This is a genomic window from Desulfovibrio biadhensis (assembly GCF_055388615.1).
The window spans coordinates 344,906-360,371 of record NZ_AP042477.1 but is presented as its reverse complement, the minus strand read 5'-3'; the positions used below and the strand labels follow the sequence as shown (position 1 = coordinate 360,371).

At 55.2% G+C, this 15,466-nt stretch carries 10 protein-coding genes, 1 tRNA gene and 2 pseudogenes; 4 read left to right on the top strand and 9 right to left on the bottom strand.

The window, feature by feature from the left end; genetic code table 11:
* Nucleotides 1–42: 42 nt before the first annotated feature.
* The 3 genes and pseudogenes from ACZ5EH_RS01525 to ACZ5EH_RS01515 form a co-directional block, all read right to left on the bottom strand.
* The gene (locus ACZ5EH_RS01525) at nt 43–330 is read right to left on the bottom strand and encodes a type II toxin-antitoxin system RelE/ParE family toxin (RefSeq protein ID WP_464276378.1); all 288 of its coding nucleotides are present in this window, start codon (nt 328–330) and stop codon (nt 43–45) included.
* On the bottom strand, nt 331–561 hold the full coding sequence (locus ACZ5EH_RS01520) for a type II toxin-antitoxin system ParD family antitoxin (protein WP_464276377.1): 231 nt from the start codon (nt 559–561) through the stop codon (nt 331–333). It lies immediately after the preceding gene.
* A 403-nt stretch (nt 562–964) separates the two neighbouring features.
* Nucleotides 965–1,219: pseudogene (locus ACZ5EH_RS01515) on the bottom strand (integrase core domain-containing protein); the annotation flags it as partial.
* Nucleotides 1,220–1,291: 72 nt separating this feature from the next.
* On the opposite strand from ACZ5EH_RS01515, the gene ACZ5EH_RS01510 reads away from it, so the two are divergent.
* A protein-coding gene (locus ACZ5EH_RS01510; protein WP_464276376.1) for an IS3 family transposase occupies nt 1,292–2,379 on the top strand; the annotation gives its coding sequence in 2 pieces (ribosomal slippage) (nt 1,292–1,544 and nt 1,544–2,379; 1,089 coding nt in all).
* Nucleotides 2,380–2,592: 213 nt separating this feature from the next.
* Here ACZ5EH_RS01510 and ACZ5EH_RS01505 read toward each other — a convergent pair.
* Nucleotides 2,593–2,817: a hypothetical protein gene (locus tag ACZ5EH_RS01505; RefSeq protein WP_464276375.1), complete on the bottom strand. Its 225-nt coding sequence runs from the start codon at nt 2,815–2,817 to the stop codon at nt 2,593–2,595.
* A 553-nt stretch (nt 2,818–3,370) separates the two neighbouring features.
* Nucleotides 3,371–3,446 (bottom strand) — tRNA-Ala (locus tag ACZ5EH_RS01500).
* 259 nt (nt 3,447–3,705) lie between these two features.
* Between ACZ5EH_RS01500 and thrC the strand changes: the two genes are divergently transcribed.
* Entirely contained in the window at nt 3,706–5,166 is a 1,461-nt protein-coding gene (gene thrC / locus ACZ5EH_RS01495) for a threonine synthase (protein WP_464276374.1), read from the top strand.
* 122 nt (nt 5,167–5,288) lie between these two features.
* Here the strand turns inward: thrC and ACZ5EH_RS01490 are convergent, their stop codons facing one another.
* Nucleotides 5,289–7,547, bottom strand: coding sequence for a putative bifunctional diguanylate cyclase/phosphodiesterase (locus tag ACZ5EH_RS01490; RefSeq protein WP_464276373.1), 2,259 nt, complete (start codon nt 7,545–7,547; stop codon nt 5,289–5,291).
* A gap of 448 nt (nt 7,548–7,995) precedes the next feature.
* Here ACZ5EH_RS01490 and ACZ5EH_RS01485 point away from each other — a divergent pair, with 448 nt between their 5' ends.
* Together ACZ5EH_RS01485 and ACZ5EH_RS01480 are read left to right on the top strand one after the other, a co-directional pair.
* Nucleotides 7,996–11,253: a UvrD-helicase domain-containing protein gene (locus tag ACZ5EH_RS01485; RefSeq protein WP_464276372.1), complete on the top strand. Its 3,258-nt coding sequence runs from the start codon at nt 7,996–7,998 to the stop codon at nt 11,251–11,253.
* 94 nt (nt 11,254–11,347) lie between these two features.
* Complete coding sequence (locus tag ACZ5EH_RS01480) at nt 11,348–12,211, top strand: UbiA-like polyprenyltransferase (protein WP_464276371.1); 864 nt, start codon at nt 11,348–11,350, stop codon at nt 12,209–12,211.
* Between the two features lie 9 nt (nt 12,212–12,220).
* Here the strand turns inward: ACZ5EH_RS01480 and ACZ5EH_RS01475 are convergent, their stop codons facing one another.
* The 3 genes and pseudogenes from ACZ5EH_RS01475 to ACZ5EH_RS01465 all read right to left on the bottom strand — a co-directional run.
* Entirely contained in the window at nt 12,221–12,703 is a 483-nt protein-coding gene (locus ACZ5EH_RS01475) for a hypothetical protein (RefSeq protein ID WP_464276370.1), read from the bottom strand.
* A gap of 99 nt (nt 12,704–12,802) precedes the next feature.
* Complete coding sequence (locus tag ACZ5EH_RS01470) at nt 12,803–13,552, bottom strand: response regulator (protein WP_464278247.1); 750 nt, start codon at nt 13,550–13,552, stop codon at nt 12,803–12,805.
* A 150-nt stretch (nt 13,553–13,702) separates the two neighbouring features.
* Nucleotides 13,703–15,246, bottom strand: a pseudogene (locus ACZ5EH_RS01465) (PAS domain S-box protein); the annotation flags it as partial.
* Between the last annotated feature and the right edge of the window lie 220 nt (nt 15,247–15,466).

The following is a 15,466-nucleotide window of genomic DNA, read 5'->3' as shown; positions in this document are numbered from 1 at the left end:
ATGGTTGACCAAAACTGACGTCTCGGTTTGAGTTACATCTGCCTACAGTTGCCGTTCCACATCCATGCTCTGATGCAGGATTCTGACGATAGTCACTACCTCATTCTCAACGCGGTAGAAAACAAGGTGCTTGCCAACAGGATGGCTGTGGTAGCCCTCTCTTATGTGGTCGCAATTTCTGCCAATGCCGACATTTTCCGAGATCATGTGGAAGGACTGGTCCAGACGAGACAGATATTCCTTGCGCTGCTCAACTCCCCAAGTCGTCTGCGTATACCTGGCGATACTCGTGAGGTCGTCGTACGCCTTATTGGTAAGCTGAAATCGCATCTAGCCGTCCAACTCGGCGGACAGCTTCTCCAGAGAATAATCGGCAATACCGCTCTTATCGCCTTCTTCAAGCGCAAACTGCAAGGCTCTGAGCTTCGCCTCGCGCTCCTCAAGCAACCTGAGCCCTGCTCGAATCGCTTCGCTGGCTGAGTTGAAGCGGCCTTCCTTCACCTGGTTGGAAATAAAGGTATCAAAATGCTCGCCGAGTGTGACGCTGGTGTTTTTTTGCATGGCTTGCCTCCACGGTTTACCTAGATATAATATTTGTTGGTATTGGAGGCAAGGGGGCTTGGTTGGGGAAAAGGTCAACAGAAAATCAGGGATGTTGGATAGGTGTTAGAGGCAAAGGTTTGCCAGGTGGTTGACCAAAGGTTGAAGATTATAAGAGATGGGTCCAGTGAATTCATTAGTTCTCATTTAATCTTCTAATCAGTGAACGAATCCAAGACATTGCAATCTCAATAGCCCAGTCCGTTTGAACAAGGGAGAACTCAGGCTGGAGTTGCCCCCGCTAAACCGGACACCCCAGTTATTGTTCCGCCTCCGGGACGCTGCCTCCGACGAGCTGCACTTTGGCCCATTCTCGGCAGCGACCCTCAGGCTCTGCCGTGCCTTGGTCCACTGACTCCATGGACCTGATATATTCCCGTGGTGACATCATCTTCAGCCCCTTGTTGGGGTGGTTCTCGTTGTAGTCTTCAAACCAGCCTCCGAGAACTGCCATGACGCTCACTGCATCAGGTCGCTCATTGACCTTCACGTAATCCCTTCGGAAAGTCTTGATGAACGATTCCGCCAGGCCATTGCTCTCCGGGCTTCTCACGGGCGTAAACTTCGATACCAGGCCAATCTCAGCCGAAAACTCCACCGTCTCCTTTGCCGTGTAGCAGGGTAATCCCCCCACAAATTAATGGTTCTGAAAAGTAGAATTTTCTCGTAAACCCGACCGAGGAGATTCGACATGAAGAAATCGCGCTATTCCGACTCGCAAATCCTGAGCATCCTCAAGCAGGCCGAAAGCGGTGTCCCTGTGGCTCAGCTTTGCCGCGAACATGGCATGAGCAGCGCCACATTCTATAAATGGCGTGCCAAGTTCGGTGGTATGGACGCCTCCCTGATGGCCCGCATGAGAGAACTGGAGCGGGAAAACAGCCTGCTCAAGCGCATGTACGCCGAAGAGAAGATGAAAGCCGAAGTCGTGGCCGAGGCGCTCGCAAAAAACTGCTGAGGCCGTCTCGCCGCCGCGAGATGGCCAAAGAAGCCGTAAGGGAAAAGAAGCTGAACATTCGTCAGGCCTGCGAGGCTTTTGCTATTAGCCAAACCTGCTATCGGTACGAGCCTAAGCTCTCGGCCGAGAACGAGCGAATAGCCGATTGGCTGACGCGTTTGACGCACAACCAGCGGAACTGGGGCTTCGGGCTATGCTTTCTGCACCTGCGTAACGTTCAGGGTTTTGGCTGGAACCACAAACGGGTATACCGGATTTACTGTGAACTGGAATTGAACATGCGTATCAAGCCCAAGAAGCGCATAGTGCGCGAGAAACCGGAACCGCTGGCGCAGCCAGAAGAAGCCAACCCGGTCTGGTCCATGGATTTCAAGCATGACCAGCTTGAAAATAGCCGCAAGTTCAGGCTGCTGAACGTGCTCGACGATTTCAATCGCGAGGGACTGGGCATCGAGGTGGACTTCTCGCTCCCCGCCGAACGCGTGATCCGGAGTCTGGAACGGATCATTGAATGGCGGGGCAAACCGGCCGCAATTCGCTGCGACAACGGGCCGGAGTATGTGAGCGCCAAACTGCAGCTCTGGGCCGATAGCCAAGGAGTCCGGCTCGAATACATCCAGCCTGGCCAGCCGCAGCAAAACGCATACGTCGAGCGCTACAACCGCACGGTGCGCTACGACTGGCTGAATCAATATCTGTTTGCGAGCATAGAGGAAGTTCAGGATTTCGCGACGCGTTGGCTCTGGACCTACAACAACGAACGGCCCAACATGGGCATTGGCGGCATCACCCCGATGCAGAAACTGAGAACGGCCGTATAGCTTCTACTTTTCAGACCTCCTAAAAATGGGAGGATTACCGAACTATCCGACTGTTCAGGAGAGAATAATAAAATTGCGTAATTCGTCTTTATATTCATTGGATTTATTTAAAAAACTTGTTTGTCTACTTAGTGTGAATGAATAAGAGTTTGGGTTTTAAAAAGATATAACCTAAAAAGCCCTCTATTCATCAGATTTCGATGGAATCTAAGATTAACTGAACTCCTTCTCGATGGGACGGTCCACCAAGTCGATGACCTCTGAGTGAATTTCCACATCGAACCACAGTTTCAGCAATCTCCTGTCCCGTTTCTTTGGCCAAAGCTCCTCTCTGGTGTCCCAAGCCCCACACATGATTTCGAGGATGTGCTTGCTCTGTTTGTAGAAAAACTCAAGCGCATCTTCGTTGGTGTCGAACTCAGGGACGAGAAATGCCATGCAGTCTTCGGAACGAGCAACCTCCAAATCAGGGATGAGACCCCTCTCTGCATCCGGTAGCGCCAGCATCCAATCCAGATAACCCTGCTTGGGTTTGAGTATAACAACGTGTCTGTTGATGAAATTCATGGTTGGTATTGAGCCATCAATATTCAAAAGAGTCAACAGATCGTGACGGAAGGTCCCCAAAAACCCTATTCCCAAAAACAGGTGTCGCATCTGGAGAAGGAGAATAGTTGGATATCTTGCAGAAGGGTGTCTGAGGGGAACGGGCAATCAGGGATTTGACCTTTTCCGCTTCATACTTGTCAAACACCAGATCATGCATGATCATCAAACATCTTGGGTTATTACCCCGTGTGCTCAAGTTTCTCCGGAAACCTGATGCAAGATGTTGACAAGCTCAAACAAATCTTAATCATTGATTACAGGATATTAAACAGTTCGCTATTGCAAGTTGGTCAACATTTGGTTCACCAGAAGGTTGACCAACAACGGAAAAAGGGACAGCCAGGATGTTGTCCTAACCGTCCATTTTTCTGGAAAAAATAAGTGGTGGAGCTGGACGGAATTGAACCGACGGCCTCTTGAATGCCATTCAAGCGCTCTCCCAACTGAGCTACAGCCCCGCGAACGAGAAAGAACTTTTGCCCCATTTGGTTGGAGCTGTCAAGGGCAAATTGTTGCCGTGGGAAAAAAGTGAGTGCAGTACGCCACGAGGGTCTTTATTTAGGGGGCGCGGCGCAGGGAAAGATCACGGGCGCTGCCTCTTGCCCCGCAAGGGGCTTGCCGGTATGGTGCGCCTGCGCGGTTTTGGGGGAAGAGGGCGCCTGCCCGCTGTTCTCCCGCCACAAAAGACCATTCCGCCGCGCCAAAAAAGGACAGAACATGAGCATTCCCTACGCCTACGACGCTTTTCCGGCCCGACGCGGCCGTATGGAGTACTACTGTCTGGGGTGCGATCGCCGCTACTCCACAGACGAACTGCACTACACCTGCCCCTCTTGTGGTGGCGTATTCCTGCTGCAGGACCTGGATTTCGACACCATGCGCGAGACTTCCGGCCAGGAATGGCGGGAGTTGTTCGACGCCAGGGCCAGAGCCAAGCGCACGTCACTCAGGGGCGTGTTCCGGTTTTATGAACTGATGGCCCCTGTGCTGGAAGAAGAGGACATCGTCTATCTTGGCGAAGGGAACACCCCCATTGTTGCATCGAGTCCTGAGCTGCAAAAGTTCACCGGGGTCAAGCTGGCCTATAAGAATGACGGGCAGAATCCCAGCGCCTCCTTCAAGGATCGCGGCATGGCCTGCGCCTTCAGCCATTTGAAGGCCCTGGTGCGCGAGCACGGCTGGGACCAGGTGCTCACGGTTTGCGCCTCCACCGGCGATACTTCGGCCGCGGCCGCTCTCTATGCTGCGTATGTGGGCGCGCCTATCGCCTCGGTTGTGTTGCTGCCAGAGGGCAAAGTGACCCCCCAGCAACTGGCGCAACCTCTTGGCAGCGGGGCCACGGTGCTGGAAATCCCTGGTGTTTTTGATGATTGCATGAAGGTTGTCGAGAACCTTGCGGATAATTACCGGGTGGCCTTGCTCAACTCCAAGAACGCCTGGCGCATTCTGGGGCAGGAAAGCTACGCCTTTGAGGTCGCCCAATGGTACGGGTGGGACCTGCGGGGCGTTTGCGTTTTCGTGCCCATTGGCAACGCCGGCAACATCACGGCCGTGATGGGCGGTTTTCTGAAGCTGCATACCCTTGGGGTGATAGACACGCTGCCCAGAGTTTTTGGCGTGCAGTCAGAGCATGCCGACCCCGTGTACCGTTACTACAGCGTTACCGATCCGGACCAGCGGCTGTACAAGGCCGTGCCCGTAGAGCCCAGCGTTGCGCAAGCCGCCATGATCGGCAACCCGGTTTCCTTCCCGCGGGTCAGGCATTTTGCCGAAAAGTATGAAGCCATTGCCGGCGAAGGTTCCTTTCAGGTGGTGCAGGTTACAGAGCAGGCAATTATCGAGGGCATGTTGCTGGCCAACCGCCATGGCCATATCGCCTGCACCCAGGGGGGTGAGTGTCTGGCCGGCGCCCTGCGCGCCAAAGAATTGGGCTTGGTGACCGGTGAGGAGCAACTGGTGCTGGACGCCACTGCCCACAGCCTGAAATTTATCGGGTTCCAGGAAATGTATTTTGAGAACAGCTTCCCGGCCGAGTACGGGATTGTGCCGGATAAGAGCCTGGTGAATCGCCCACAACTGTTGGTGGATGCCAAACGCCGCGCCGCTCTCTCTCCGGAAGCCTATACGGAAGAAGCCGCGGCCGCCGCGGCCGGTCTGTTGGGGCTGGTGAAAAAATAGCCCGCCTGTAAAACGCCTCTTTGGCCCGGTGAGGAAACGTCCTAACGGTTTTCCTTGCCGGGCTTTTTTTATGGCGTCATGGTGTCATGGTGTCTTGGGGGGGGGCAGGGGGCGTTAGGGCATCATGCCGTCAGCATGGCTTCGGCGTCACGGTCGTCTACATCTGTGTCCATCTCCACAATAAGCTGCCGGGCGCGTTCCGCATTCACCGGTTTGGAGAAGAAAAAGCCCTGGGCATATTCGCATCCCAGAGACTTGAGGGCCTGCTTCTGGAGAATGGTCTCCACGCCTTCGGCAACCACTTCCAGCTTCAGGGTGTGGGCAAGGTCTATGATGGCCTTTACGATCTCTATGTTTTCGGGAGAATGCTCCATCATGCGGACGAAGCTGAGGTCTATTTTGAGATTATCCAGGGGAAAGCGTTGCAGATAGGAAAGCGAAGAATAACCGGTGCCAAAGTCGTCTATGGAAAGTGTGACGCCCAGGTCCTTGAGCCGCAGCAATTTTTCCGCAGCCATTTCCGGGTCGTCCATGATGGTGGTTTCGGTGATTTCCAGCTTGATGTTCTTGGGCGGGATCATGTTTTGCTGCAAGGAGCGTTTGACCACGTCCACAAGCCCTGGCTGTGAAAACTGGCGGCCTGAGATGTTCACCGACAGGAAGAGGTGTTCTGACTGGGGGAGCTCCTCGCGCCAGCGGTGGAGCTGGCGGCAGCCTTGCGCCAGGGACCAGGCGCCCAGATCCACGATGAGGCCGGTGTCTTCGGCCATGGGAATAAAGTCGCCTGGCATGACCAGCCCTTTTTCCGGGTGGGCCCAGCGCAAAAGTGCTTCGAAACCAAGCAGAACACCGCTGTTGATGTCGACAATGGGCTGGTAGACCAGGAAGAATTCATTTTCCAGAATACCGCGGCGGAGGTCGTTTTCCAGGTGCATTTGCCTAATGGCCTGCTCGAGCATCTTGGTATTGAAAATCTTGAAACGGTCGCGGCCCGCCTCTTTGGCGCGGTACATTGCAATGTTGGCGTTGCGGATCAGGTCTTCCGGCTTGGCGTAGTCTGCCGGGCTCAGCACCGCCCCCAAACTGGCAGTGACCTGCACCTCTTCCCCGTCAATTTTGTATGGTTCGCGCAAATCGTCGTGAATGCGCTTGATGATCAGTGTTGCCTCACGGGGGGACATCAGTTCCTCGAGGAAAAGCACGAACTCATCGCCCCCGAATCTGGAGACGGTATCCAGGTGGCGCACGTTGGCGGTGAGTCTTTTGCCAGCTTCGATGAGCACTTTGTCGCCAAAATCGTGCCCCATGCTTTCGTTGACCATTTTGAAGCGGTCCAGCCCGATGAAGGCCACGGCGTAGAAATAGTCTTCACGGCGTTTGGCGCGCTCCAGGCCGAGCATGATACGGTCCAGGCACATGACGCGATTGCCCACTCCTGTGAGGGAATCGTGCAGAGCCTGGTGCTTGAGCTGCTGTTCGAGGTTTTTGCGGGCGGAGATATTGCGCAGGCTGCAGCGTTGCCCCAGGGGGGTGCCGTCGGCATCGAACACTGGGCGGCTTACCTGAGAAAGCCAGAGTTCGCGCCCCTCTGCGCTGGTAATGCGAAAGTCGAGAGTGTCGCCAAAGCGTTCACTGGAGTGCATGTGCTCGTACCACAGAGGCAGGTCGTCGCGATGGACCAGGCCGGCCAGGAAATCGGCAGAACTCTTGAATGTCTCAAGGTCATAGCCTGTCAATTGCGCGCAGGCAGGGCTGGCGTAGAGCACTTTGCCATCCGGGCTTATCCACGTCTCGCACCCGTGCGTGTAGTCGGCAACAGTCCGGTAGCGCTCCTCGGAATCGCGCAGTTCCTGCTCCACTTTTTTGCGGCGGCTCACATTACGCATAGACACGAGGTGGGCCGTGTCCCCATGCCAAGAAACGGGGGCGGCGCGCAATTCAAATGTCTGTGCAGTGCCGTCTGTCGCGGTGATTGCGACCTCTGTGGTTTCGTCTTCCCTGATGGGGAAGGAAAACGAAGTCTTGCAAAGGGCGGCGGCATCACTGGAAAAAGCTTGGCAGGCTGCAGCGTTTGCAAAAAGTATGTGGCCGCTTTTGCCAACGATGAGTAACGGATCCACCTGTTTTTCACAGAGAGCGCGGTGGCATCCTTCAGTTTCTGTCAGCGATTTTTTAAAAAAACGAACGCGTAACGCAAGAATGATGCAGACAAGCAGCAGCAGGGCAATAAAGCTCCAGAGCACTGGAAAGGAAGAAAAGAAAGAGGATGCAGGCGTTGTAGCGGCGTGGACGTCAAACGCGGGAAGGAAGAGAAGCACGCATGTAAAAAACAGGGTAACATACCCTGTAGAGATGTAACGGGGGCGCAATGAAATGTTCATACCGTACAAAACCGCCTTGCCACGCAGGTAGCCCATGTTGGTACGAGAGTGACCCAAAGACCGGTTTTAGCCCCCGTGCGCTCAACCAGTCAGAGAACAATCCCCCAATAATGAAAACTCATCTATATTTAAATAATATATATTAATTCTGACAAATTCGCAACGCAAATCCTACACACCATGGTTTTTCCTGTACCGCTCGGAAAAAGCCTTTGCGGCGTCAGGTTGTGAACCGCCCTCTGCATAAGCACACTGTGGCAAGCATTGGCTTCGGAATTGCTTTCTGCTAGTGAAGCCGGAGGAAGCTAGAAAGCGGTTTCCAGCGCAGAAAACGTCTTTGAGGTAGAAATCGTAAACTATTTGCGCGCCTTGGCAAAATCATGCTTTGGCCGCGTCAAGCTGGGAAAGTCTGAAGCGGGCTTTTCAACAGCCAGTCATGAGGAGACCCATGGAGCAGTTCAGGGCCGACTTGCATATTCATTCCAGGTATTCTCGGGCCACCAGCAAGGGGCTGACCGTACAACTCCTTGCCCTTTGGGGGCGCGTCAAAGGGCTGGATGTTTTGGGCACCGGAGATTTCACCCACCCCGGTTGGCTGGACGAACTCGAGTCCTCTCTGGTGGAGGACAAGAAGAGCGGTCTCTACATGTTGGCAGAGGAACCGCGGGCAGACCGCGAGGTTCCCTGGCTCGACGGCTACTCCTCCTCCGGCAAAACGCGCTTCATGCTCCAGGCGGAGATCAGCTCCATATACAAAAGGGGCGACAAGGTTCGCAAAATTCACAACCTTGTTTTTATGCCAAACCTTGAGACTGCCAGAAATTTCAGGGACAGGCTCGCCAAGGTGGGTAATCTGGAATCTGACGGACGCCCGATTCTTGGTCTGGATTCTCGTGATTTGCTGGAAATGGTGCTGGAGACCGATCCCCTGGCCTTTTTGGTGCCAGCGCACATCTGGACACCCTGGTTTTCCCTGTTCGGCTCCAAGTCCGGATTTGACAGCATAGAGGAATGTTTCGGCGATCTATCCCAGCACATATTCGCCCTGGAAACGGGGCTTTCCTCCGATCCGGAGATGAACTGGACCATCAGCGCCCTGGACCGTTTCAGGCTGATTTCCAACTCCGACGCCCATTCGGCGGAAAAACTGGGGCGCGAGGCCAACCGATTTTCCGGCGCGCCCTCCTATGAAGGCATTTTTCGCGCCTTGCGCGGCGAAGCCCTGGGGCACAAGTTCCTTGGCAGCATCGAGTTCTTTCCTGAAGAGGGTAAGTACCACATGGACGGACACCGCAAATGCGGCGTGGTGCTGGACCCCAGGGATGCAATGGCGCGCAAGAATATTTGCCCCGTCTGTGGCAAGCCGCTGACCCTGGGCGTATTGCACAGGGTGCTGGAACTGGCGGACAGGGACGCCCCTGAACAGCCGGAAGCACAGCCCGGATTTGTATCTTTGATTCCCCTGAATGAAGTGCTTTCCGAGATAGTGGGCACAGGGCCGGCAACCAAGAAGGTAAAGGCTTTTTACGCCAAGCTGATGCTGCGTTTCGGGTCAGAAATGCAGCTTTTGCTGGAAACCCCTCTGGAAGACATCGCCAAGGTGTCTTCTGCTTTGGCTGAAGGCATCGGGCGCATGCGCAGGGGAGATGTGCTGCGGGCTCCCGGGTATGATGGCAATTTCGGTGTCATCACCGTTTTTAGCAAAAAGGAACAGGCGGAATTCAAAAAAGGGCGTACATTACAGGGCACGCAGCCTGCTCCTGCCACTGTGACAAAGAAGCAGAGCTCCTTGCTGACGCCCCTGCAGGATTCTTCCGCCAAGGAAGAGGGCAAGCAGGCCCCGCCGGTTACGGTGGTAAAGCCCAACCCTGAACAGCAGGCCGCCATTCAGGCCGGCCCCGGGCCTGTGCTGGTTGTCGCGGGGCCAGGAACGGGCAAAACCCAGACCCTTATCAACCGCATCGCCGCGCTCATCGAGCAGGGGGAGAGCACCCGTCATATTCTGGCGGTTACATTTACCCGCCGCGCCGCACAGGAACTTAACGATCGTTTGCTCAAAATCCTCGGCGAAAAGGACAAAAGCAGCAGTGTTTCCCTGCCAAGGGCGGATACGCTCCATGCCCTGGCGTTCGAGTACTGGACCGCGGCCTATGCCGAGGCGCCGACGCTGCTTTCGGAAGAAGGCGCTTTCCGCGCCTTTCAGGAAGCCAACATCGGGCAGCCCAAACAGAAGCTGCGCGCTGCGTGGAAGCGATTGGGGCGCAAACGCGAGGCCATGACGCCCCTGGAACCTGATGAGGAGCTCTTCCATAACTATACAAAGCTGAAAGAATCCTGGAATCTTGCGGATTTTACCGATCTGTTGGTGTTCTGGCTGGAACAGATCAAGGCAGACATCTACACCTGCCCCTTTACCCAGGTGCTGGTGGACGAAGTGCAGGATCTTTCCGCGCTGCAGTTCGAAGTTATAAAGGCCCTTGTGCCCAAAGCCGTTGAACCGGAAACGGGGGGCGAAGGCCTTTTCGCCATCGGCGACCCGAGACAGTCCATCTATGGCTTCCGTGGCGCCTTGACCAAGGTGGAGCAGGAAATGCTTCAGACCTGGCCGCATCTGCAGATTGTGACCCTGGCTGCCAATTACCGTTCGGCGCAGCCCGTATTGGATGTTGCTGCAGCGCTTTTTGCCGGGGAAGAAACGCCCCCTTCTTTGCAGGCGCATGCAGATTTGCCGGCCACCATCCGCTTGTTCGAAGCGCCGAGCGACGGCAGCGAAGCATCCTGGCTTGCGGAGCGCATCCGTTTTCTGATTGGCAGCACCAGTCACTCTTTGATGGATGGAACAGGGGAGGGGCGCTTGTCCGACGATCCTGACTTGCAGGCCAGCCTGAGCCCCGGGGACGTGGCCGTGCTGGTGCGCTTTCGATCTCTTGTACGCCCGTTGCGGCGGGCGCTGGAGCGGCTTGGCCTGCCGTGCAGCGCGCCCGAGGAAGAAGCCTTTTGGGCCGACCCACGCGTGCAGATAATCCTGCAGGCTGCGGGTGCTTTTCTAGGGATCACCCCTGGGCATGAAGCCAGGGAATTGGCGTGCCCCGACACCATTGTGGCCAAAGGCCCTCTGGCGGTGGGCGCCTATGTGCAGGATATTCCTCCCTTTGATAAGCTTTTTTGGGAGAGCAGGGCGTTTCGCCAGCTTGTTGCCGCCTGGGAAGAACAGGGCGGATGGCCTGCGCTCTTGAACTGGGTGCATTTACAAAGCAGGGTGGAATTGGCGGCCGAACGGAGCGAGCGCATACGGATCATGACTTTGCACGCGGCCAAGGGCTTGGAGTTTGAGGCCGTTTTCTTACCAGCCCTGGAAGACGGCATCCTGCCTTTTGCGGGAGCGGCTTTTCTGAGCGGTAAAAGTGCTGGTGACGCCAAGACCGAATCTACGGAAGAAGGTGAGGCTCCTGTTGCAAGTGCAGACAGCGTGCACGAGATGGATGTCGCCATGGATGTGGAAGAGGAGCGGCGGCTTTTTTACGTGGGCATGACACGGGCCAAGCGCGCCCTTTATTTGAGCTACGCCGCCCGTCGTTCAATTTTTGGCAGAGAACTCAGACTGCAGCCTTCCCGTTTTGTCAAGGCGCTTCCGCAGGATATGCTGCAACGGTCGACATTGAAGAGCCACCACAAACGCACGACACAGCAACTTACACTGCTGTGAGCCTTTTCTCAGGATATTTTTCTTATACACATACACAGCAACGCAGTCCGAATGCGGCAATATCCGCATTTTATTATCCAGTTTTGGAGGTTACATGCCCAAGGCGCATAGCCCTTTGCATACCGCCGTGCTTTACGCACGCATGGTCAAGATAGAACACTCAGTCTTTGCGCTGCCTTTTGCCTATATGGGCGCATTCATGGCCGATGGCGGCCTGCCGGATATGCGGATCATGGTGCTGCTGACCATCGCCATGGTTGCTGTGCGCTCCTTTGCCATGGGATTCAACAGGTTGGCGGATCTGCGTTATGACAGTCTCAATCCCCGCACTGCCAACCGCCCTTTGGTTACTGGGGAAATAACCACCCTGGAAACAAAGATCTTTTTGACGGTTACCGCCCTCGTGTTCATAGCCTCCTGCGCGGGCATCAACCGCGCCTGTCTCAATCTTTCGTTCCCTGCGCTTTTGCTGTGCGCATTCTATAGTTATACCAAGCGCTTCACCTGGCTTTGCCATTTTGTCCTGGGGGCGGTGCTGGGGCTTGCCCCCGCTGCGGGATGGATAAGTGTACAGCCCGGGTTACCCATGCCTGTGGCGTTGCTTTTTTTGGGCGTACTCTTTTGGGTGGCGGGGTTCGATATCCTGTATGCCTGCCAGGACGTGGAGTTTGACCGGGAGCATGGGCTGCACTCCGTGCCCGTGCATTTTGGCGTGAAAACTGCGCTGGCCTTGTCGGCTTTTTGCCACGCAAATACGGTTGTGTTCTTTTTGCTGGCCGGCTGGTCCGCCTGGCTGGGGGTGCCCTATTTCCTGGTGGCGGCCATTGTGGGGATAATTCTTGTCTACGAGCACAGGCTGGTGAAGCCTGGGGATCTCACCCGCATCAATCTGGCCTTTTTTACGCTCAACGGAGTCATTTCCATTGCGCTTTTTACAGGCGTGCTGCTGGCGCTGTAAGCCGCCGCGTCAACGTTTGCGGCTGCGCATGATGATGGTTTCGTTGCAGGGACCATCGAGGTCGGCGATGGGCTCCTTCCCGGTTACGTAATGGTAATAGCTGCGGTTGCCATGCCAGGTGGGGTCGTTGACGAGTTCTGAGGAGTGGTAAGCGCGCCCTTTGTTCTGGATGTGCTCCGCAACAAGGCAGTAGCCCAGCTCTCCCCTGTAGTCCGAGATATTGGCGACTTTGAACCGAAAATCGCCGGCCTGGAAGGTGCCTGCGTTGCGGACTTCGCGTTTGGGGATGTTTGCCGCCGAGGGGTAGGCGTTTTCAAGGTGGTCCAGGTATTTCGTAATCTTATCGAACTGGGGGCCTACCTTGGTGGCCACTTCCTGATATTTTGGGTCGCGTTGAATTTGGTTGGTCGAGTTCTGATAGAAGTAAAAATATGACGCAAGAATGCCGGCCATGATGAGACCAATGCCGATGACTGCCTTGTCGATCTTCATTTCCTGTGGCTGCCTTTTGCTTCCCCCCGTCGTTCATGTACCCTTGGAGAGCTTTAGGTGCCAGCATGATTGAAAAAAGGCAAGGCCTGAGTGTTTTCCTCACTGGGTGAGTTTTTCGAGCATAGGCATGAGAGCGGCTATCTCCGCTTCGAGTTGCAGCGTTAATTCCTTTGTGTTTCCGTCACGGGTTTTGAGGGTCTGCTCCAGCCTGTGGGCGATGGTCGCGACTTTTTCTGCGCCGATGGTTGCACTGTTTCCCTTTATGGAATGGGCGCTTAGCATGGCGGTTTCAAAATCCCCGGATTCATGACTCTCGAACAGTTTGGCAAGGGTGGCGGGTGTGCGCTCCAAAAAGTCTTGGCAAGCCTCCAGATACAGTTCTTCGTCATCCGCAAAACGAAACATCGCTTCCTTGCGGTTAAGCGTGTCTGTATCTGCACGGGCAGCAGAGGGGCTGGGCGCAGGGGAGGGGGCGGCAGGCTGTTGGTCTGTATTCTTTGCCTGAAATCGCCTGATGGCGTTGCCGATGTTCTCCATGGAAAGCGGTTTTGGCAGATAGTCATCCATACCGTATGAAAGGAATCGTTCCTTGTCTCCTGGCATGGAGTGAGCGGTCATGGCGGTGATGAAAGGGCCATTTTCTTTTGCCAGGCCGAATTTTTCGCGGATGCGTCGGGTTGTTTCCAGCCCGTTCATGCCCGGCATCTCCACATCGATGAACACCACGTCAAAACTGCTGTCTGCAAGAAGTTGCAGCGCATCCCTGCCGGATGCCGCGGTTTGCGCAAGGTGTCCGGAACGTTCTATCATGCGTTTGGCCACCAGGCGATTGAGTTCGTTATCGTCCACGACGAGCACGTGCACCTGACGTTGCCGCTCTTGAGCAGACTGCTCCAATGGGGCGAGGGTGTCTTGGGATAATTCTCGCGAGACCTGGAATTGTGCTGTAAAGCTGAAGTCGCTCCCGTTTTCGGGTTCGCTTTGTACACCAAGTTCGCCCCCCATGAGCTGTACCAGCCTGTTTGCCAGGGAGAGGCCGAGACCGGTTCCTGGGTGGCGTCTGGATATGGAGCCATCGCCCTGCACAAAAGATTCGAAATACGTTTCTGGTCGGCAGGCGAAATACCGATGCCTGTGTCGCGGATGTGAAAGCGCATCATCTGGGTGATTTTGGTTCCGTTTTGTGGCGGGAGCGCGCACCCACCTTCGCAACCAACGCTAATTTCCACAGTTCCTTTTTCCGTGAATTTTACTGCATTGCCTGCAAGGTTCAAAAGCACCTGCCGCAGGCGTTTTACATCGCCATAAAAAAGCGAAGCGGGCATATTCGGCTGGATTTTCCAGTGTATGGCAATGCCCTTTTCGCGGGCCTGGGGTTCCAGAATATCCACAATGGATTGCAAGATGGTTTCCAGGCGGAAGGCCTCTGCTTGCAGGTCCATGCGTCCTGATTCAATGCGTGCAAGGTCCAGGATGTCGTCGATGAGGCGAGTCAGCCCTCTGGCGGAGGAGTGGATTGTTTCCAGGGAGTCGCGCTGCTCTGCATCGACCCCGGAATCGAGCAGCAATTCGACAAGCCCCAGAATACCATTCATTGGGGTGCGCAGTTCGTGGCTCATGTTTGTGAGGAATTCGCTCTTGGCCCGGTTGGCGGCGATGGCGTCTTCCTTGGCTTCGCGCTGTTCCTGCTCCGCCTGTTTCAGCTGGGTTATGTCACGGGAAACCACCATGTACCGCTGCATGTTGCCTGCTGTGTCCAGAAGAGGAGTAATGCTTATTTTCCACCAGCGGGGGGTTCCTTCAAAGTCAGGGAACAGTGCTTCGAAGCCGGTTGTTCCTTGTGTCTCCCGTGCCAGGCGCATGGCGTTCTCTACATTTTCACGCGCTTGGCCCTGCCACATCTCGGGGTAGTTTTTGCCGATGAGCTGGTCGGGGGAATCCAGTTTCAACAGTTTCGCCCCACCTTTGCTCAGAAATTCAATGTTGCCGTTTTTGTCCAGTATCTTGATGCAGTCAGGGCTGGATTCGATAATCCTTTTGTTGAATTCTTCGCTTTCGCGCCTGGCCTCTTCGGCCATTCGTCGCTCGGTCAAGTCGGTGACAACTGCTTCCAGGGCAACGGCTTTGCCTGAAGAGTCCCGGAGCAGAACATTGCGCTGGTTCAGCCAGCGTTCACGTCCGTTTGCATCGATAATTTTGTACTCCCACACAGGGTCAATGTCTCCTGTGGGCAGGCGACGCCATTGGTCATTGAAGAAATCCAAGTAGTCCGGGTGGATAATGTCGTAATGCAGGTCTGTAGCCGTGTAGAACGCCTCTGGGGCCAGGCCCACGATATATTTTACTGCGGGGCTTACATATTCGTAACGCCGCTCCGGCAGCCGCATGCGGAATATAATGTCAGGGGCGTTTTCCGCCAGTCGTCGAAAGCGTTCTTCACCTTCGCGCTGCGCGTCTTCGGCGATTTTGCGCTGGGTTACGTCTTGGAACGTACCGCCGATTACATGGTGGCTGGTCCTTTTGGGGGCATCATCCTGCCGCATGACAGCGCCAATGGTGCGCACCCAGATGTGTCTGCCACGGGATGTGACCAGCGCCAACTCCAGATCAAAGCTTTCCTCGAGTTCACGCAGCCGCTTCAGGGCGTTTTCAATGATGGGGTGGCTTTCATCAGTGTAGAAAGAAAGGGCTGTTGCAACAGAAACGTTCTCCCCTGGGCTGAGTCCGTGAATACGGAAGGTTTCATCAGTCCAGGTCAATTGC